Origin of the sequence: Mesorhizobium sp. M0621 (genome assembly GCF_040320745.1) — a bacterium.
Lineage (GTDB): Bacteria > Pseudomonadota > Alphaproteobacteria > Rhizobiales > Rhizobiaceae > Mesorhizobium.
Map to the genome: position 1 here is coordinate 103,629 of NZ_JAMYQF010000004.1, position 18,112 is coordinate 121,740.

17 protein-coding genes are annotated in these 18,112 nt (G+C 59.7%); 8 read left to right on the forward strand and 9 right to left on the reverse strand.

Going from position 1 to position 18,112, the window contains the following annotated elements; all coding sequences use genetic code 11:
* Positions 1 to 9 precede the first annotated feature (9 nt).
* The 4 genes from NKI38_RS04405 to NKI38_RS04420 all read right to left on the reverse strand — a co-directional run bounded on the left by NKI38_RS04405 (position 10) and on the right by NKI38_RS04420 (position 4,571).
* The gene (locus NKI38_RS04405; RefSeq protein ID WP_352655096.1) at positions 10 to 714 is read right to left on the reverse strand and encodes a cytochrome c oxidase subunit 3; all 705 of its coding nucleotides are present in this window, start codon (positions 712 to 714) and stop codon (positions 10 to 12) included.
* Entirely contained in the window at positions 711 to 2,480 is a 1,770-nt protein-coding gene (gene ctaD / locus NKI38_RS04410) for a cytochrome c oxidase subunit I (protein ID WP_352655098.1), read from the reverse strand. Before ctaD ends, NKI38_RS04405 begins: the two co-directional genes overlap by 4 nt.
* 21 nt (positions 2,481 to 2,501) lie before the next feature.
* On the reverse strand, positions 2,502 to 3,404 hold the full coding sequence (locus NKI38_RS04415) for a cytochrome c oxidase subunit II (protein WP_352655100.1): 903 nt from the start codon (positions 3,402 to 3,404) through the stop codon (positions 2,502 to 2,504).
* Between the two features lie 522 nt (positions 3,405 to 3,926).
* The gene (locus tag NKI38_RS04420) at positions 3,927 to 4,571 is read right to left on the reverse strand and encodes a hydrolase (protein WP_352655102.1); all 645 of its coding nucleotides are present in this window, start codon (positions 4,569 to 4,571) and stop codon (positions 3,927 to 3,929) included.
* 155 nt (positions 4,572 to 4,726) lie between these two features.
* Between NKI38_RS04420 and NKI38_RS04425 the strand changes: the two genes are divergently transcribed.
* The 4 genes from NKI38_RS04425 to NKI38_RS04440 all read left to right on the forward strand — a co-directional run bounded on the left by NKI38_RS04425 (position 4,727) and on the right by NKI38_RS04440 (position 8,594).
* Positions 4,727 to 5,620 (forward strand): LysR family transcriptional regulator, encoded by an 894-nt coding sequence (locus tag NKI38_RS04425; protein ID WP_352655104.1) that lies wholly within the window; start codon positions 4,727 to 4,729, stop codon positions 5,618 to 5,620.
* A gap of 364 nt (positions 5,621 to 5,984) precedes the next feature.
* Positions 5,985 to 6,206, forward strand: coding sequence for a hypothetical protein (locus NKI38_RS04430; RefSeq protein ID WP_352627995.1), 222 nt, complete (start codon positions 5,985 to 5,987; stop codon positions 6,204 to 6,206).
* Entirely contained in the window at positions 6,203 to 6,349 is a 147-nt protein-coding gene (locus NKI38_RS04435) for a hypothetical protein (protein ID WP_352655106.1), read from the forward strand. Before NKI38_RS04430 ends, NKI38_RS04435 begins: the two co-directional genes overlap by 4 nt.
* A gap of 925 nt (positions 6,350 to 7,274) precedes the next feature.
* Positions 7,275 to 8,594 (forward strand): tyrosine-type recombinase/integrase, encoded by a 1,320-nt coding sequence (locus tag NKI38_RS04440; RefSeq protein ID WP_352655108.1) that lies wholly within the window; start codon positions 7,275 to 7,277, stop codon positions 8,592 to 8,594.
* 118 nt (positions 8,595 to 8,712) lie between these two features.
* On the opposite strand, the gene NKI38_RS04445 is transcribed toward NKI38_RS04440, so the two are convergent.
* Entirely contained in the window at positions 8,713 to 8,952 is a 240-nt protein-coding gene (locus tag NKI38_RS04445; protein ID WP_352655110.1) for a helix-turn-helix domain-containing protein, read from the reverse strand.
* A gap of 166 nt (positions 8,953 to 9,118) precedes the next feature.
* Here NKI38_RS04445 and NKI38_RS04450 point away from each other — a divergent pair, with 166 nt between their 5' ends.
* A complete protein-coding gene (locus NKI38_RS04450; RefSeq protein WP_352655112.1) occupies positions 9,119 to 9,799 on the forward strand; it encodes a hypothetical protein in 681 nt (226 codons plus the stop codon).
* Between the two features lie 288 nt (positions 9,800 to 10,087).
* On the opposite strand, the gene NKI38_RS04455 is transcribed toward NKI38_RS04450, so the two are convergent.
* Positions 10,088 to 10,300 (reverse strand): helix-turn-helix transcriptional regulator, encoded by a 213-nt coding sequence (locus tag NKI38_RS04455; protein WP_352655114.1) that lies wholly within the window; start codon positions 10,298 to 10,300, stop codon positions 10,088 to 10,090.
* Positions 10,301 to 10,429: 129 nt separating this feature from the next.
* Positions 10,430 to 13,399, reverse strand: coding sequence for a Ti-type conjugative transfer relaxase TraA (gene traA / locus NKI38_RS04460; RefSeq protein ID WP_352655116.1), 2,970 nt, complete (start codon positions 13,397 to 13,399; stop codon positions 10,430 to 10,432).
* A 172-nt stretch (positions 13,400 to 13,571) separates the two neighbouring features.
* Between traA and NKI38_RS04465 the strand changes: the two genes are divergently transcribed.
* Positions 13,572 to 13,898: a conjugal transfer protein TraD gene (locus NKI38_RS04465; protein ID WP_352655118.1), complete on the forward strand. Its 327-nt coding sequence runs from the start codon at positions 13,572 to 13,574 to the stop codon at positions 13,896 to 13,898.
* Position 13,899: 1 nt separating this feature from the next.
* Positions 13,900 to 14,184, forward strand: coding sequence for a conjugal transfer protein TraD (locus NKI38_RS04470; RefSeq protein ID WP_352655119.1), 285 nt, complete (start codon positions 13,900 to 13,902; stop codon positions 14,182 to 14,184).
* A 285-nt stretch (positions 14,185 to 14,469) separates the two neighbouring features.
* Here the strand turns inward: NKI38_RS04470 and NKI38_RS04475 are convergent, their stop codons facing one another.
* Positions 14,470 to 16,002, reverse strand: coding sequence for an anti-phage dCTP deaminase (locus NKI38_RS04475; RefSeq protein ID WP_352655121.1), 1,533 nt, complete (start codon positions 16,000 to 16,002; stop codon positions 14,470 to 14,472).
* 54 nt (positions 16,003 to 16,056) lie between these two features.
* Here NKI38_RS04475 and NKI38_RS04480 point away from each other — a divergent pair, with 54 nt between their 5' ends.
* On the forward strand, positions 16,057 to 16,233 hold the full coding sequence (locus tag NKI38_RS04480; protein WP_352655123.1) for a hypothetical protein: 177 nt from the start codon (positions 16,057 to 16,059) through the stop codon (positions 16,231 to 16,233).
* 1,132 nt (positions 16,234 to 17,365) lie between these two features.
* Here the strand turns inward: NKI38_RS04480 and NKI38_RS04485 are convergent.
* Positions 17,366 to 17,578, reverse strand: coding sequence for a hypothetical protein (locus NKI38_RS04485; protein WP_352655125.1), 213 nt, complete (start codon positions 17,576 to 17,578; stop codon positions 17,366 to 17,368).
* Positions 17,579 to 18,112: the final 534 nt, after the last annotated feature.

Here is an 18,112-nt window from a genome sequence, read left to right on the forward strand (position 1 = left end):
TTGATCCCCTTAGGTCAGCAACTGTCGGCAAATGTCGATGAACGTCGCGGCCCAACCCGCCAGCAGGGCGAAGATGGCGAGCCAGACGAAGAGCAGGAAATGCCAGTACATGGCGCACAGTTCGACGCCGAGGCGAAGCCGCTCCGGCCGCGCTCCATTCCAGGCGCCGGCGGTCGTTCTGCCGAGGCCCACCAGCCCGCCCAATATGTGCAGGCCATGCATGCCGGTGATCAGGTAGAAAAAACTGTTGGCCGGATTGGAACTCAGCAGGTAGCCGTCTTCGGTCAACTGCCGCCATGCCACCAATTGCCCGACCAGGAAGGCAAGCGCCGTGAGCCCGGCCGTGGCCAGGCCGAGCCTGACCATGTCGATCTGCCGCTTGCGCGCGGCGACGACGGCGCATTGCAGCGCGACGCTGCTCAAGACCAGCACGCCAGTATTGAGCCAGAGCAGCCGCGGCAGCGGCAGCGGCTGCCAGTCCGACACCGCCATCCGCATGAAATACGCGCTGGTGAAGAGCGCGAACAGGCAGCCGACGACGGCGAGGAAGACACCGAGGCCGATCTTGGCGGTGGGTAGCGCCGACCGGTCGAGGGCGACAAAATCCCCGGCCAGACCTTGCTCGAGCCATGGCTTCGACATCAGCCCCTGATGTGAAAGCCACCATCCGGCAAAGCCGGCGATGACAAGCAGGAAGACCAGGATGACGCTCATGCCGGCTCCCTTGAGGGGCCGAAGGAGCCCGGCATGTTCTGCGGGATGAAGTCCTCCTTGGCACCTGGAACGCTGTAATCATAGGCCCAGCGATAGACGATCGGCAGGTCCTTGCCGAAATTGCCGTGGGCCGGCGGTGTTTGCGGCGTCTGCCATTCGAGGGTCGTGGCTCGCCACGGGTTGCCGCCGGCCCCGCGGCCATGGCGGATGCTCCAGATCAGATTGAACAGGAACACCATCTGGGCGAAGCCGACGATGAACGCCATGACGCTGATGAACGAGTTCAGGTGGTGGGCCGACTCCGTCATGACAGTCATGTCGGTCAGTTCAGCATAGCGCCGCGGCACGCCCATCAGGCCGAGATAGTGCATGGGGAAGAAAATCAGGTAAGCGCCGAGGAAGGTGACCCAGAAATGGAACCGGCCCAGCGTCTCGTTGAGCATCCGGCCGGTGACCTTCGGGTACCAATGATAGATCGCGCCAAAAACCACGAGGATCGGGGCGACACCCATGACCATGTGGAAGTGGGCGACGACGAACATCGTGTCGGACAGCGGAACATCGACGACGACATTGCCGAGAAACAACCCGGTCAGCCCACCGTTGACGAAGGTGACGATGAAGGCCAGGGCAAAGAGCATCGGTATGGTGAGATGGATGTCGCCGCGCCATAAGGTCAGCACCCAATTGTAGACCTTGATGGCGGTCGGAATGGCGATGATCAGCGTCGTGGTGGCGAAGAAGAAGCCGAAATAGGGGTGCATGCCGCTGACATACATGTGGTGCGCCCAGACCACGAAGCTCAGCGCGCCAATGCCGACGATGGCCCAAACCATCATCCGATATCCGAAGATGTTCTTGCGTGCATGGGTGCTAATCAGGTCGGAGACGATACCGAAAGCCGGCAATGCCACTATGTAGACCTCGGGATGGCCAAAGAACCAGAACAGGTGCTGGAACAGGATCGGGCTGCCGCCATTGTGCTGCAGTTGCTCGCCCATCTCGGAGATCGCCGGCATGAAGAAGGAGGTGCCGAGGGCGCGATCAAGCAGCATCATCACGCAGGCGACGAACAGCGCCGGAAAGGCGAGCAGCGCCATGACGGTCGCGGTGAAGATGCCCCAGACGGTCAGCGGCAGACGCATCATTGTCATGCCGCGTGTGCGGCCCTGCAGCACCGTCACCACATAGTTCAGGCCGCCCATCGTGAAACCGATGATGAACAGGATCAGCGAGGAGAGCATCAGGATGATGCCCCAGTCCTGGCCGCCTGGCGTGCCGCTCATGATGGCTTGCGGTGGGTAGAGCGTCCAGCCCGCACCTGTCGGTCCGCCCGGTGCAAAGAAGCTCGACACCAGGACCAGCACGGCGAGCAGGTAGATCCAGTAGCTCAGCATGTTGACATAGGGAAAGACCATGTCGCGCGCGCCGACCATCAGCGGGATCAGGTAGTTGCCGAAGCCGCCGAGGAAGAGGGCGGTGAGCAGGTAGATCACCATGATCATGCCGTGCATGGTGATGAACTGGTAGTAGGCTTCCGGGGTGATGAAGTCGAACGTGCCGGGGAAGCCGAGTTGCAGCCGCATCAGCCAGGATAGCACCAGGGCGACCAGGCCGATTCCCGTTGCCGTCGCCGAATACTGGATGGCGATGACCTTGGCGTCCTGCGAGAAGAGATATTTCGTCCACCAGCTGTGCGGATGGTAGAGTTCCATTTCCGCGACTTCGGCTGGGGGGATGCCATCTGCAGGCGTGATGTCGACCATAGGAACACCTCCGTGTCCTTTTCAGCGAGACCCGACCGTTTCGAGCTTTGCTGCAATTTTCAAACCTGACGCTATCGTCTTGCCCGGCGCCATCGTCTTCCCCGACGCGTTATCTGCCGCGCCCGTTTGCTGGGGTACCGACAACTGCGCGAAAGTCTGCTGCTGGCCGAGCCAGGCCACATAGTCTTGCTGCGTGTCGACCATGACCACACCATGCATCAAAGGATGCCCTTGGCCGCAAAGTTCGGCGCACAGGACCTGAAAGGTTCCGGTCTTGGTCGGGGTGAACCAGAAATAGGTGACCGAGCCCGGGATCATGTCCATCTTGGCGCGGAATTCCGGCACATAGAAATCATGCAGCACATCGATCGAGCGGAGCAGCATCTTGACCGGTTTGCCGACCGGCAGATGCAGATCAGCCGCTTCGACCACGACATCGTCCTGACCATTGGGATCGCTGGCGATCACGCCCAACGGATTTTCGGCGGTGACGTCGCGGGTGTCGGATGTGCCAAGCTTGCCGTCCTTGCCGGGCAGACGGAAACTCCACTGCCACTGCTGGCCGACGACTTCGACGTCAGTTGCGTCGCTCGGGACGTTGACGAATCGGCTCCAGACGAACAGGCCGGGAACCAGCAACGCCGTGACCCCGACCGCGGTGACGATCGTCAGCCACGATTCGAGCCGCTTGTTCTCCGGCTCGTAGGCAGCCTGGTTCCCTTCCCGATGACGGAAGCGGAAGACGCAATAGGCCATGAATAGAACCACGGCGGCGAAGACGACGCCGGTAATCCAGAAGGTGATGATGATGGTGTTGTCGATATAGTCCCAGTTCGAGGCAATCGGCGTCCACCACCATGGGCTCAGGAGGTGAAACAACACCGAGCCCACGACGACCAAAACGAGTACAAGCGCTACGGCCATGCATCGTTCCTCCCGGCATTCGGGCGCGCGAAGCTGTCCCGGCGAATGCCAAGATCATCATAGCTCTTTTTTCGGTCGAAATTCCAGAGCCGACTATCTTGACGGGAAAAATGCCGTCGAAAATCGAACTTCTGGAGATGCTCGCTGTGGAGGAAGGAGTATCTGGAGTGCAACTGCGCGCAGGCGGCGCTCGCAGTTTTGATTGAAATGGCTCCCCGGAGTCAATGAAGCAGAAAAATACGAATTCGCCATCACCCTGCGCCGGAATGCGCCACATTCACCGAAAATGCGCAAACGTGACCGGGACCGCGCCGAAGCCCTACGCCTCGCCGCGGGCCGACACCGATGCTCCGGGAGTGGGCCGTCGCTCTGGCGCGAGCGGGGCGAGGTGCGCACAGCTGAACTCACGGCCACCGGGATCCCCGATGCTATCCGCTATCGTGCTGTCCTTCCGGAGGCCGCTTGACCTGTCGCGTGGGGCCGTGTGCTAACCGCCTGGTTCGCTCGCCATGCCGGCCGTGATCAGCCGGCTACTGGCGTGTTGAGAAGCTGCTGCTCCCAAAGATACGCGATGCCGCTGCCGCCGAAGTGTTGGATAAGAATCTCGGTCAGCTCCTCGACATGCTCGGTGCGCGCCCAATCGCGTTGCCATTCGCCAGCGAGCGCCATCACGGTCATCACGTTCGCGCCGGCCGCGATCATTCGCTGGATGGCAACTTCGTGAGACTCCTTCGAAATCCCGCCCGACGCGTCGGTGATCACGGTCACGTCCCAGCCTTCGCCGGCGGCCTGGATGGCAGGCATTGCGACGCAGACCTCGGTCCACAGGCCGGCGATGATCAGCTGCTTGCGGCCGGTCGCCTTGACGACGTTCACCACATTCTCGTCCTGCCAGGTGTTCACCCAGGTGCGATCGATGACTTCCTGGTCCGGAAATACGTCGGTGATCTGCTTGAAGAGAAGTCCACCGCGCGCCGCGATCACGCTGGTGAGAATGGTCGGAACATTGAAGGCTTTTGCCAGCTTCGCCAGCGCGGTCGTGTTGTTGACCACAGCTTGCGGATCATGGCTGTTCAGGCTTGCGAGCTGGTAAGGCTGGTGGTCGATCAGAACGAGTACCGAATCTTCGGGACGAAGAAGCGAATCGAGGCCGTTACGAAGGGTCATCAAGACTTCCTTTCTCTGCCGCCATGGACGGCAATGGGTTCACGGGAGACATGCGCCCAGCGGGCGACGTTGCCTGGACGCAATTTGCCGTTCCTTTTGGTGATGCAGTAGTGCCATAATCAGTCAAGCTGTGTCGCGAAATGAGGAACGCTGAATTGGACATCGAAGATCTACAGACATTCGTCGCAGTGGCCGATGCAGGGGGCGTATCGGCCGCCGCGCGCCGGCTCGGCGTCTCCAAGTCAATCGTCAGCCGGCGGCTCTTTCGGGTTGAAGCGGAACTTGGCGTCCAGCTTCTTGCGCGAACGACCCGCGGCGCCGCGCTCACGGAAGCGGGAATCACGTTCAGAGACCATGCGGCCCGGGCCAGCGCAGAGATCGATACCGCCCGGGAAACGATCCTCCCGACTGGCGACCTGCGCGGCCGCCTGAGAGTTGCCATGCCGCTTACTTTCGGCCCAACCCACTTCGCCCCCGTGCTCGCGGAAATGGCGCGTCTGCACCCGAAGCTTCAAATCCATACCTCCTACAGCGATCGCTTTGTCGATCTGATCGCCGAAGGTTTCGATTGCGCGATCCGGGGCGCCTACCTTCAGGACTCCAACTTGATCGCGAAGCGTGTTGGGCCGATCCATGGAAAGCTTGTCGCAAGCCCGGATTATATCGAGGCGCACGGGTCACCAGAGACCCTGGACGAACTCGTCAGCCATCAAGCCCTCATGCAGGGAACAGAAACCTGGCAGTTCCTGGATGGCGGAAAGATTGTTACGGTCCAGCCGCAGGGCCAGTTCAAGGCCGACAGCGCCACGGCGCTTGCCGCCGCGGCGGCGGCAGGTCTCGGCATCGCCTGGCTCCCCGATTGCGTCACACATGAATATGTGGCCTCCGGCGCGCTAGTCCCGATCATGACACGCTATCCGGTACCTCCGGGGGCCGCGTATGTCGTACGCCCGCCGGGTCAGCATCCTGCGCGGAAAGTGCGGGTGCTCACCGAAATGCTAACTGAGTATTTCAAACGGAACCCGGAACTTTGGGGTCTCGACAGCTAGTAGGTGCCTGATGGGTTCCATGCATCAGGATCTCGTCGGGCTCTTCGGCTGCTCGGATTGCAAGGCTGCGGGCCGCGTCGCCGGCCGGTCTTCTTCACCGTTATGCCTGACTAGGAAGGCCAACAGCGGGAGCGAAACCGCGACTGGAAGCCGACTTTCGGGATGCCTCCTTAGGGCCCGATAAGCCTCCAGGGATTTCTGGCGCGAGAGGCGGCTTTGTTAAGCGATAGCTAATATAGATGAGCCCGCGTCATCAAATCGAGGGATGGCGCGACTTAAACCCCCGCTCCACCTAATGGGCAAGGCAAAGGGCGGCAACCCCGGTTTTGCCGCCCAATGGGCCTGCTGGCTCTAGGGGCTAAATATGAGCAAGACGACTCTCGTACTCGCTATCCTCGCTATCAGCATCAGCTATGCCGATGCCAAGGGCCATAAGGTGAACCTGCCGGTTTGCACCGCGTCAAGCTCACTCGCCGAGGTCCTGGGGGACAAGTGTTTTCTCGTCAAAGGTTCGAAGATCTATGGCGACATCGCCGATCTTTCCCAGATAATCACTTGGGCTGGTGGCGGAGCTGGCGGTCTGTGACGGGTGCCCTTGGGCAGTGCGACGACCGCGAGCAAGACGACTGCGACGACGAGGAAGGCGGCGACGCCGAGCCGGACAACGACGCCGAACAGATCATGTGGCGCGATGATCTGACTGATCAGACCGTGCTGGTGCGGCTGTGAAGGGAAACATCGTCATCTACATGGAGAGCCAAGCGCCTCGAGTCCATCGTCCCGACGGTCGATCCCGCGAACGGTCGATATGATCGTTGTGCTTCGGGCCGAAGACTCCAGCGGCGGACGCTCGTTTCGCATGTCGCCAGAGCTGGGCGCGGAGTTCCGGTCCTATTTTTTCGAGATGATCCGCCAGAAGGCGAACTGATCAAACCTGCAAACTTGCAGGATTGGCCCGCTGCCGATGGTGGCGGGCTTTCTTTATCTTGTGGCAGAAAAGTCACGCAGCTGGAATATGCTGAGCTTCAACCGGCGCGAGCTTATTGTCCAGCTAAGTGAGGCGTACCGTTGTTTCGCGGGCAAAGGGGATGCCCGACACTCCTCCCGAACTAGGCCCGCTGCCCGCAAAGGCGGCGGGCCTATTTATTCAGCTCGTAGTCCGCTACGAAAAGCCCTCGCTCATTGAGCAGACGGTTGATTTTCACTTCTAGGATGTGAGTCCGCCAGTAGAGGACGTGTCCAACAATGAAGACCCCACGATTGGCGGATCCGTCCACATCGAAATCCCAGCACAAACGACTGCCGACAAAAACACGAGTGTTGACGTTTTCATTTGCTCCCCCCTTGCAGATGTAGCCCGAAACGTAGCCCAGCACAGAACATCGGCAAATTTGCCGACCTAAGAAATTTGGTTAAGTGCTTGAAATGATTGGCTCCCCGGGCCGGATTCGAACCAGCGACCAACCGGTTAACAGAGGTTTTCTGTTGACTTTCTCTGCATCGTCTTGCGACAGCCTGAGACATCGGAAGCTTATGTAATGAAAAGAGTTTTTCTCCCCTTTGCGTCTCGCGTCGTCGCATCGCATCTCGACAAAGCGCGGGGATTTCTGTAGATCATTGTGTAGATCACGCGAACCGGTTGGTCGAGGGGCGGATGCCGCAGATCGAGCTTACGGACAAATTCTGCCAGTCTGCGAAGGCGACGTCTGGCCGAAAGGTGGACTATTTTGACACGCTAGTAAGAGGGCTCGTCTTGCGTGCTTCGGCAGGCGGGACGAAGTCCTGGTATCTAGTCTATGGCCCGCCGGCTAAGCGCCAATGGCTGAAACTTGGCTCCTATCCGGAAATACCGCTTGGTGGTGACCGAGGAGGCCGTCAGCGCGCGAGGGATGCGCGCGCGAAGGTGGGTAATGGAGGCGATCCGGTCGCGGACAAGAAGTCGCTGGCAGCGTCCCAGACCGTCGCCGACCTGGTCGACAACTACGTCAAGCGTCACGCCTTGACGAGGCGCTCGGGCGGTGAGATCGCTCGCCGCCTTCGCAAGAATGTTTCCGGCAGGGACGCCGACGGCAAGAAGTTGGAAGACAGTTCGGCCGGTTGCATTGGCGACGTCAAGCTTTCCGAATTGCATCGCCGCGACATCACGAAGACGATCGACGCCGTGAAGGATCGCGGAGCCCACGTCGAGGCGAACAGGCTCTTCGAAGACGTTCGCGCGATGATCCGATGGGCTCGAGGCCGGGGTGATCTTGATCAGAATCTCGTCGAGGGCATGCGCAAGCCCACCGAGACAGTTGAGCGCAATCGCGTGCTATCTCCCGACGAGATCAGTACGATGTGGGGAGCGTTGGCAAACGCGGATATGCGGGAGTTGACGCGGCGCGTCATCCGCCTGTGTCTTATCACCGCGCAGCGCGTCGGCGAGGTCTGCGGAATAACAGGCGACGAGCTCGACCTCGACGCCGCCCTGTGGACTATTCCGCCGATACGTTCAAAAAACAAGCGCGAGCATGCGGTCCCTCTATCGCCGTTGGCCGTCAAGATCATTCGCGACCAACTTGCCGATGTGAAGGCGCTTGCCGAGCGTAAGGGCAGGGCGATGCCGACATTTGTCTTCCCTGGACCTGGAGCCCATGCGCCTGTGACCGGTGCCGCGATCGCCAAGGCGATCAAGCGCGAAGAGATCATGAAGCGCGGAAAAGCGACGATCTTGGGCGTTGAGCCTTGGACCTCACACGACCTTCGCAGGTCGGCGGCAACGCACATGGAAGAACTCGGCTTCTCGCCGTTCATCATTAGCCACGTTTTGAATCACGTAAGCGCGACGAAGGCCAGCATTACCAGCCGCGTTTATGCCCGCTACGACTACATGAAAGAAAAGCGAGAAGCACTCGACCTTTGGGCCGATCGATTGGCAGGAATTGTGAGCCATGGCGCTGATATTGTTCCGCTCCGCTCGATGGCCGCATCCTGACTAGCGAGGTTTCGCTCAAACACACCCCGGGCGTGCGATAGCGGGGAAATACGCGGCGATCCGCGCCATCTGGCGCTCGCTCAGCAAAAAACAGCCGTGATGGATGACTTGCCCGTGCCTACGAGCCTTCGGAACGCCGTGATAAGCGCACGCCGACACCCCCGCCATTTTCAGGAATGAACTCGATGCCGGCATGCTCAAGCGTTTTTTGTAGGAGGTATCGCGTTCCAGTTTGAGGAACAGAACGGTCGTTTTCGAAATTGCGAATGGTAACAGCACTCGCGCCGGAACGGGCGGCAAGATCCTCTTGCGTCCATTTCAACAGCGCTCGTGCGGCGCGGCATTGAGAAGAATCCATGTCGCAAACTGCTAATAACTCCCGAAAATCGCAAGCCTTTTCGGAAAACGTTGACAGTGGCTTTCTAAAAACAGATAATCCTTTCGTTTTTAGAAAGCGGTCGCACCGAGTGAGCGAACACTCGATGCGGTCTGACCACAACCCCAGGTGTCATGGAGCTCGGATCATGGATGATTCCGAGAATAGCATGAGTTTGTCTTTCGTCACCCGACGGCGCTTGCTGGCGGGTACCGCCACGGCCGCCTTGGCATGGCCGTTCCATGGTAAGTCGCGGGCCGCCGAAGTGAGGGGCGGTAGCGGCGCCCCCGATCCGGCGCTTGTTTTGTGTGGGAACTGGCAGGATTTCCATGACGAGACACTGGCGCTGTGCCGCGAACAACAGAGGTTGGAGACACACCTCGCTAGGACGGTTGGGTTTCCCTGCGCCAAGGTACGGCTTTCCAATGGTACGGACTTAACGCTCCATTCCATGGAAGGCCTGAACGATGCCTGCTCTCCCGAAATTGAAGTCGAGTGGGGCAGGGCGGTTGCCGAATTCGCGGCACACCAGGCGCGTTGGGATGCTGCCGACGCTGAGATCAGCTACTCGAGAGCAGACGAATTGATAAGGCAGTCCGAAACAGCCGAACGTCTTCTTATGGATAAACTACCTCAGACAGCGGCTACTTCCATCGAGGGCATCTTAGCTAAGCTCCTCGTTATCCTGCATGACGGTGAGCATTGGGAGCGCCCCGATGATTTCCCTTGGCCGCATATCCGCTCGGTACTGAATGACCTCGCTCGCCACCAAAGTATCGATGCTAGGCTGATCGCCGGATCGATTGAGCAACCGTCAGATGACGGCTGATGGGCGTAGGGACGCAGTCTGCTTCGAAGGATGCTGGATCGGTGCCGCCCGGCCGCAGCCGCTTCGCGTAAGTCTGCTGCGTCAGCCATCGGGGATGGTCACAGCGCGGGTTTTGGGAAACAGACAAGCGGCCAGCGGTGTGCGGTTCGCTCCAAAGTTGCTTGCTGAGCAACCCATTTCGGATGGGCGCGGAGCCGACTATCGTTTCTGGTTTGCCGTGTTTGCTCACCCGGCGGCGACCCCTGCGTCTCGATGCAGGGCCAGCTTCCCTTACAGTGTGCATCACCCTCATAACTTGTCGCCCTCGTCTTGCGGACGCCACGAAACGGGATTGGTGATCCAGCGACTGATGTCGGATTCATGCCAGCCTGCACCGTGGACACTGATTTGGATCTGGCGCGGGAAGGTGCCCTCGGCGATCTTGCGATAGATCGTAGACCGGGACAGACCGGTCCGGGACAGGACGGTTTTCAGGCGGATGATCCGGTCTGGTTCGTGCATGATCGCGCTGCCTCCTGCTGGCTGTTCTTGATTACTCCTGATCCAGAGAGGACAGACACTTACGCGCGCGCAAGAGGTTTTCCGCCGTCGTCGTACCCCGGCCTAGAGACGGCGGCAAATGGGATAGGTTTAGAGTCCAATGCCACGGGCCGGCCCGAGGTCGATGCCGTGATTGAAGGCGAGTTCCAGGCCGAGACGACGGCCTGATTCGAAGGCGATGCCGAGGTCCCCCTTGCGGTTGGCGAGGATGGATTCAAGCTGCGGATCGCGTTCGAGGCTTTTGGCCATGTCGCCCATCGCCGATCGCGTGGCCTTGTAGCCTGACATGTCGCCCGCCTGATACTGGTGCTGGCTGGTCCGCTCGAGTTTGTGCCAGCGTTCCACGAAGCGGTCGGCACGGCGGCTCGGATCCGTGCGGATTTCGGTTTCAAGCTGGAGGGCGCGAATGGCGCGGTTGATCCGTCCATCAGCGGCCTCACCGACAAGCTCCGGGCTTTTGACATAAGCCGCCTCAGCATCGCGCCAGCCATGGGGCCGCACCTCGTCGAAGGCTTTTCGGGCGTCGGCCAGTTCGCGGAAGAGCGCAGGGCTGGCCTTGTTAGCGGCACCCTCGTCGCTGAATATCGCGTCCACGGCGCGGGCATGACGCACAAGCGCATCGGTTCGGGCTTTCCGCAACGCCGCTTGCCCGTCCTCGGTGGTCTCTCTCGCTGGCGCTGCGGATTCGAGGCGCACTTCCTCTCTTTCTGGCCTGCGCGTGGCGTCGAGGTCGGGCGCGCCATCTGCCGAAGGGCGCCAGCCATTAAATATATTGCGTAGCCTTTCAGGCACGACCCTGCGCACGATCTCGGCAATATGCTCGCGGAAGGTGATCCCCCGCCGCTCGGCATAGCGCTGCGCCGAATCGGCGCGCTCATAATCTGACGCCATGTCCTTGGCCCGGTCGCGCGACAGGGTGCGGGTGAGCCGGTCCTGATCGGTGAAATCGTCACGGCCATAATGGAGGTCCGTGCTGTCACGGTGCCGCGACAGGGCGACGTAGCTGCCATGGGCGTCCATGCCCGGCGTCGCCAGCACATGGGTTCGGTCCACGGTCATGCCCTGCGCCTTGTGGATGGTCGCGGCATAGCCGTGATCGATCCGGTTGTAGTCCTTGGGGTCGAACCGAACCGACCGGCCATCGTCGGTGAGGACGGTCATGGACTGGGCGCTGACCTGCTCGATGGTCCCGAGCGTGCCGTTTTTGACGTCAAGGCCGCGCTCGTTGCGTAGGAACATAATGCGGTCCCCACTGGCGAAGTTGCGCTCACCGCGCTCGACCGTTAGGCGCACATCGTCACCCAGATCGCCGGCTTCACGTAACCGTTCGCGCGCCGACTCGTTGAGGGCGCGAACCTCGTCATTGGTGTGGGTGAGTATGATGCGGCTGCGGTCAGGCGATGCCTGCCGATCGCGGTCCCAGCGGTCGATCAGATCGCTGCGTGCTTGTTCCCGCGTCTGGGCAGCATGGACCATGCCATGAGTTTCAAAGGCCCGAATCGCAGCTCCGGCTCTGCCGGTCGCCAAATCGCGCGTGGCGTGGCGCTGCCAACCTTCCCGCTGGCGGCGCACCTCGCCGATTTCGATGCCGCCATGACGTTCGTGGACCGACCGGAACGCCGCACCCGCCTCAATGGCTTGCAACTGCTGCGGATCGCCGACCAGCACCACTTTCGCGCCGGCCTCGGCGGCATGGGACAGCACGCGCTCCAACTGGCGGGTGCCGACCATGCCCGCCTCGTCGAGGACCAGAACATCGCGCGAGGTGAGCTTGTCTCGACCCTGTTGCCAGCCATGTTCGATGCCGGCGATAGTGCAAGAGGCAATGCCCGATCCCCTTTCGAGATTTTCCGCCGCGATGCCGGAAAGTGCTGCGCCCCTGACCTGATAGCCCGCCGCTTCCCATGCCTCCCGCGCCACGCCCAGCATTGCGCTCTTGCCTGTTCCGGCATAGCCGACAACGATCCCCAAATCGCGCCTGTCCGTGATGTGCGCCAGCGCGTCTGCCTGCTCGCCCGACAGTGCAAGTCCGCGCGCTTCTGCTTGGGCCAACGCCGCCTGCCTGTCGGTATCGCTTACCTCATGGCGTTCCCTCTCGGCCATCATATCCGCCGCGTGGTGCAGACGCTGTTCGGCCTCGATCATCTGGCGGCTGGTGAAGCGATCCTCGCCCCTGCCATCCTTGCCGAGCTCGACCAGATCGGGCGCGCCGCGAATCGCGTCCATCACCTCGTTGAACTGATCGATCCCGTCGCTGTGCCGGTGCGCGAACTTTGCCGTGTCGCGACGCGTGAACGTCGATTGCTCAAGCGTGATCGCATCCAGCGCTAGGTCGGGATTAGCGATGATGCGTTCGCCATTGCCGCGCGCGATCTCGCGGTGCAACTCGGCGCGGTCGGCTTCGGTATTCTGATCCTCGATCCGATGCGCAGGCGCGCCGATCTGGCTTTGCGGCTCAAGCGCGAAGCCCTGCGCTTCAAGGCTGCGATGGTCGATGCACGCGTCTATGTCGAGTTCGGCCATGCGCTCATTGGCAAATTCGGCCCAACGTTCGCGCCACCTTTCGACCATTTCCGTCCGGTTCCAGTCTCGCACCTTCTGGCCGAAGCCGTCTTCGTTTACCGCGCGCATGGTCAGCATGACATGGGCATGGGGTTTGGGCAGGCCGTCCTCTGCCATGTCCCAATGCACATTGAGATCGGCAATCATGCCCCGTTCCACGAATTCGGCCTGCACGAAGTCGCGGGCAAGCTCGATACCCTGCGCCTCGCTCATCTCGCGCGGAAGGGCGAATTCGACCTCGCGGGCAAGCTGCGCATCCTTCCTGACCTCGAACGCCTCGACATCGTTCCACAGCCGTTCGCGGTCTCTCCATGCCTCGGGCGCCTTCTCCGGCAGCATGACTTCGGAATGGACGACGCCGCGCTTGGCGGAGAAATCATGGCTGCGATCAATGCGGTTGTCGCGCAGCCGCGAGGCCGAGCGGTAGGCAGCGGACGCAACAGCGCTGCTCCCTGCCTTGCGGCCAATGACCTTGACGTGAAGATGATAGATCGCCATCGCGACAGGATCATTTGCACGGCAAAGCGCACGTCGGCACGACGTATAAGCGCGCCCTCCCTCGAAAAAATCTCGGGAGCGACCAGCCCGACCTGAGCCGTCCCGGCAACCCTGGAGCATTTGGCAAAGTGCTCACCTATTATCATTGCATGGACAACTCATGGAGACGACGATGCGCAAACCACGGGACTTTGATGCGGAACTGAAAGTGTTGGAGGACAGGACGCGAGACCTTAACCGCCGCAAGGTGCAGCAGCTTGGCGAACTGGTGATCGCCACCGGCGCCGACGTTCTCAGCGCCGACGAACTGGCGGGCGCGCTGATCGTACTGGGCGAAACGAAAGATACCGGAAAGAGGGAGGCTTGGGCCAAGCGCGGGGCTGTCTTCTTTCAAGGCAGGTCGGGGCGAACTGCACAGGCGACTGACCGCGACCCTGACCGGACTCCGGCGCGATCGGAGAGACCACAACCGGCATCAGGCGGCACAGGCGCGGCATGACATGCGCACATGGCAGGTCGAGCGCCGTAAGCGCACGCGGCATCTGATCGAACTTGGCGGCCTCGTCATCAAGGCCGGGATTGTGGACCTCACCGGCGATGATCGCGCCACCATCCTCGGCGTTCTGCTCTGGATGGCCGACAAGCTCAAAAGCGATCAGGGTGAACAGTTCCGCGAGCTATGGACCGCAAAGGGGAAGCAGGCGTTCGAGGCGTACGCGGCAACACACAAAGGGGAAACGGAGTCTGAACCATCGGAGGCTGAACACATTGCGTTCCGCTCGTGAATCTTCAGGAAAGTTGTGGCGTATCGGCATGATAGTCGGCCGGGCACCGGCGACCACCGTTGCGCACCATTGTACTGGCGTAGGTGTGGCGGAACTCGTCACGTCCGACAGCTTGGCTTGCCCGAGCAGAGCCTTCCACGGACGATGGTAGATACCAGGATGGCCGAAAAGCACTATGCTCATCTGCCGCCGTCCTGCGTTGCCGACACGATCAGGCGGCTGGCGCCAGACATCTGATCGGGGGAGGTGGCTCGACGAAGGGCATACAATCATTTGCCTTAGGCATTAGGTGTCGGACGCCTCTTCCAACAACGCTGATTTGTCGGTCACAGCCTTGAATGTTTGTAGCATGGCGTCTGCGACAAAATTTTCGAGCTGGGTATAGAATGGGAATTTTATATCACAGACAGGTGACGCGATTCCGTCTTTGTAAGCCTCGAATTGTCCATCTGCTCGCTTTCGCTTGCTTCTCTCAAAAAGCTCACGATATCGCCGAGGCGATACGCCGTAAAAGTGATGAAACTGCACCGCTGGATATCCTTGGTAACGGCCGCGGTCACTGCTTTCGACCTGCAGTGAATCCGAATGTAGGTCTGACGCCAGGCTTTTGGGGTAAGGCTCTAAAAATATCACTTTGGAAATACCTGCTGCCACTATGTGTTTGGCGCACATGTGACACGGAAATGTCGTGCAATATAACACGCTCTCTCTGAGGGCATGGCCTAGCCTTGCAGCATCCGTGATCGCGGACATTTCGGCATGAACTATGCGACCATATTCCAAAGCGTCCATAAACTGAGAATCGAGCACTTTGGAATTTTCGAGCAAATCGTTGACGCTACGCTCGGGATCAATGATTTTGATGAGCTCGGATAGGATCTCTCTTTTTCGTTGATCATTTGAATCATGCTGTCGAACATACTCTCGGTCATCGTGGTCCTCGTCGTGCCAATAAGTTCCCCCTGTGGCCTTAGGAACCTCATTCGAACCGAGAGCTAGAATTTCACCGGTTGGCGAAAAAACGGCCGCCCCGACCTGGCGCGATAAATCGAGGGTTCGCAGTGCTGCCGCCTTTGCTAGGAACATGCCGTATTCCATGCGAGTTGGAGAAAGGGCATTCGACCCGAAAAGGAGTTCACAAAAGCGATCAATCTGCTTGTGCACGGATTGCTCTGCGTCTGTATTAATTATGAAATCTGCATCGTGAAAAATTTTGGACACCCGCTGGCCGTGAGGATGCCCAAGTTCGTGTTCATCCGCTTGGGTCAGAGCCTCAGCCTTATCACGAAACCGGTTAGGTCCCGAAGTGTTATCGTCGCTTGCAAAGCGCCGCGACAGATAGTCTACGCGCGCTCCTCTGCGGGAATAGATCGAAACTTGGTAAAATAGATCGCCGTAAACCGATCTCAGGAGATCGATCTCTTCCTTGCGCTTGAACTGTTGCAGCAGATAGACGACTTTGCTGAACTCCTCGATACCTTCCCTTTTTGGAAGACGCAGCCGTTTCTTGATGATGCGCATCACCGTAGCCGACGCCAAAAAAGCATTATCGCCGAAGCGCTCTCGCAATTGGTCCCCGTATGCGATGTGCGTTTCATAACGCGCATAAAGCGGTGTTTTCTTCAGTGGTTTGCTGGGTTTTACATATTTCTGAAAAACCGAAAATACGTCGGTAACTTTGAGATCGACGACGTGATAGCCGCGACGTTCAAAATGGACCCGAAAATCCTGCAGCGATTGTGTCATTTCTGCGCCCATAGGCGCAACAAAACCGATAAAGATCTCGGGAAATTTAATTCGCCTAATCGCCGCACTCAACGAACCATCTCCCTAGATATGTGTTATCCTCCGGCACGGAGCTAGGAGGCGAAAATGGCTGGAATGAACCCCGAGAGAAAATCCCAGGATGCGATCGAGCAAGCCAACCGCAAATTGCTTCAGGAAAATGATAAGCGGTTGGAAAAATGGAGAGAAGACCGCTTGAACTCGTTTGAGCGCGAAAGAGAAATTTCGGCGCAAAATTTCGCAAGACCGGCTGTTCGCAAATAGAATCGCCTGCGGGGCGGGCAGCGCAAATTTCGACCTCGCTTGCCGCATCTCGGCGATTGAGAGGCCACTTGTAGGAGCGGGGTCTGTTCATGCTGACCAACCTGGCCAGGCGCTGTCGACCATGGGTAGACCGGCGCAGTAGTAGTCGTCAACGAACCGCCCCGTAGCTCTGTCTCGGCATCGCCACATTAGCGCATAGTTCTGTCCGTAGAATTGGTCCCAGGCCACGCCATACGCCGTGCGAGGCGGCGGGTAATATCCCCCACCCCCGCCATTGTTGGCGGAAACAGCTACAGCAGCGCCGCCCACAGCAGCCACCGCAATCCCTGTCGCTACAGCATTGTCGGCCTGTACAAGCCGCATGCACTTGTCCGCCGTCGCGCCGCGGCGCACTAGCAGGGCTGCTACTCTGGTTCGATATTGCTCGTCAGTGCTGGAGGCCAAAACATGGCATAATGCCACGGTATTCATTGCCGTGAGATCGGATACAACAGGACTCGTTGAGCAGCCGGCCAGAAAAAGCGCGGCGCTCGCAAGAACTTGCAGTTTTTTCATTTGTTTGCCCCCGCGCAAATAATGGGGCAACTACGCCTCAGGAGTCCAGAGGTTGTTTTCTTCCCCGCGAGCATTGAAGCGCTGCAACCAACTCGTCGGGCGCTCGTTGACCTATGCTGTTGATCCCAGCACTCCGTGGTTGGCCCGCTGCTCTCCTTCAGCGTGGCGAGGTTTGTCGTCGCATCCATGCTGTTAAAGCCCGCAAAAGGGGGGTGTCGCAGGCGGCTTATTCTTTTTGCACTGGCGGTGCTGCCCTTCATGGCGAGCGGCTTCTGGTTGGCGGCCGAACTGGCTGGCGCCGGAGGTTGACTCGCAACGCCGTCGCAAGGCAGTTTGCCAGCGAGGGAATACGTGAAGAAGACATACGAAAGGCGGGTTCTGACCCAGAAGGATCGTCTTTCCAGGGTGGTTACTGGTCCGTCTGCCCCGCCCGTCGTAATCAACTGAAGACTGACTTTTACCGTCAATCAGCCCGCCGGCTCCGGTCGGCGGGCTTTTTCATTTCCGTTTGGGAACTCGATGATCGGGCCGTGAAGGAGAGGAGCCGGCAGTTCCCAGCAGCAAGCGTGGGTGCCTTTCAGCCGCCACCGTCTAAACCGCCGCCGCTGCCGCCCGCTTGGCTAAAGACAACCGGGCCGTCATGTTTGCGAACTTCTACCGCTACGACTCCGTCATCCTGCTGTCGAGCAGCGAACGACGCCTGGGCATGCTCCCTGGCGTCTTTCTCGGCATCGAAGGGTGTCTTTTCAAGTACACCCTGCTTGCCGTACCAAATCACTGTGTAGACCATCGTTACGATGCTCCGGGCCGCCGAGCGCGAAACTATGGGCCATGTCGCCGGGTGGGTCTATAGCCGACCGCAGTCGGCAACCCTGTCGAGACATCGAAATCATGTTGCTTGGGAAGGCCGGCGCCGCGCGGTGGGAGCTATTGGATCCAGCGCCGGCCAAGCGGACAATCAGATCCGCCGCCAGTCCTAAGTGGCCGATTCGCTGACCCGCCATTATGTGTTATCGCGGAAGCCTTCTATTGACCGAAGGTGCCTTCCCTACGAATCCGCAAGTTACGCGATTCGGCCCAGTCTCTTACGGTGTCCCGAGCAGCGGACCCATAGATCGTGATGAGGCGCGTCTCCGAGTGAGGGGATCGCGGTACACCTGGCGTCGACATCGTGCAAGAGAAGCGAGCGGCCCGTGAGGAGGCGAAAGCCGCAGAGGTGAAGGTTTACTCTGTCCACGTTCGACGCATCACAGTCAAGTCGATAAACGACTACATCGAGCGCCGACCGGCAGCAGAAGTGGTTAGGCTCGGCCGCACTGCAGCC

Excerpts from the sequence above, each read along its gene's own strand:
- NKI38_RS04405 (WP_352655096.1), bottom strand. The coding sequence starts at position 714 with ATGAGCGTCATCCTGGTCTTCCTGCTTGTCATCGCCGGCTTTGCCGGA.
- ctaD (WP_352655098.1), bottom strand. The coding sequence starts at position 2,480 with ATGGTCGACATCACGCCTGCAGATGGCATCCCCCCAGCCGAAGTCGCG.
- NKI38_RS04415 (WP_352655100.1), bottom strand. The coding sequence starts at position 3,404 with ATGGCCGTAGCGCTTGTACTCGTTTTGGTCGTCGTGGGCTCGGTGTTG.
- NKI38_RS04420 (WP_352655102.1), bottom strand. The coding sequence starts at position 4,571 with ATGACCCTTCGTAACGGCCTCGATTCGCTTCTTCGTCCCGAAGATTCG.
- NKI38_RS04430 (WP_352627995.1), top strand. The coding sequence starts at position 5,985 with ATGAGCAAGACGACTCTCGTACTCGCTATCCTCGCTATCAGCATCAGC.
- NKI38_RS04440 (WP_352655108.1), top strand. The coding sequence starts at position 7,275 with ATGCCGCAGATCGAGCTTACGGACAAATTCTGCCAGTCTGCGAAGGCG.
- NKI38_RS04445 (WP_352655110.1), bottom strand. The coding sequence starts at position 8,952 with ATGGATTCTTCTCAATGCCGCGCCGCACGAGCGCTGTTGAAATGGACG.
- NKI38_RS04450 (WP_352655112.1), top strand. The coding sequence starts at position 9,119 with ATGGATGATTCCGAGAATAGCATGAGTTTGTCTTTCGTCACCCGACGG.
- NKI38_RS04455 (WP_352655114.1), bottom strand. The coding sequence starts at position 10,300 with ATGCACGAACCAGACCGGATCATCCGCCTGAAAACCGTCCTGTCCCGG.
- traA (WP_352655116.1), bottom strand. The coding sequence starts at position 13,399 with ATGGCGATCTATCATCTTCACGTCAAGGTCATTGGCCGCAAGGCAGGG.
- NKI38_RS04465 (WP_352655118.1), top strand. The coding sequence starts at position 13,572 with ATGCGCAAACCACGGGACTTTGATGCGGAACTGAAAGTGTTGGAGGAC.
- NKI38_RS04470 (WP_352655119.1), top strand. The coding sequence starts at position 13,900 with ATGCGCACATGGCAGGTCGAGCGCCGTAAGCGCACGCGGCATCTGATC.
- NKI38_RS04480 (WP_352655123.1), top strand. The coding sequence starts at position 16,057 with ATGGCTGGAATGAACCCCGAGAGAAAATCCCAGGATGCGATCGAGCAA.
- NKI38_RS04485 (WP_352655125.1), bottom strand. The coding sequence starts at position 17,578 with ATGGTCTACACAGTGATTTGGTACGGCAAGCAGGGTGTACTTGAAAAG.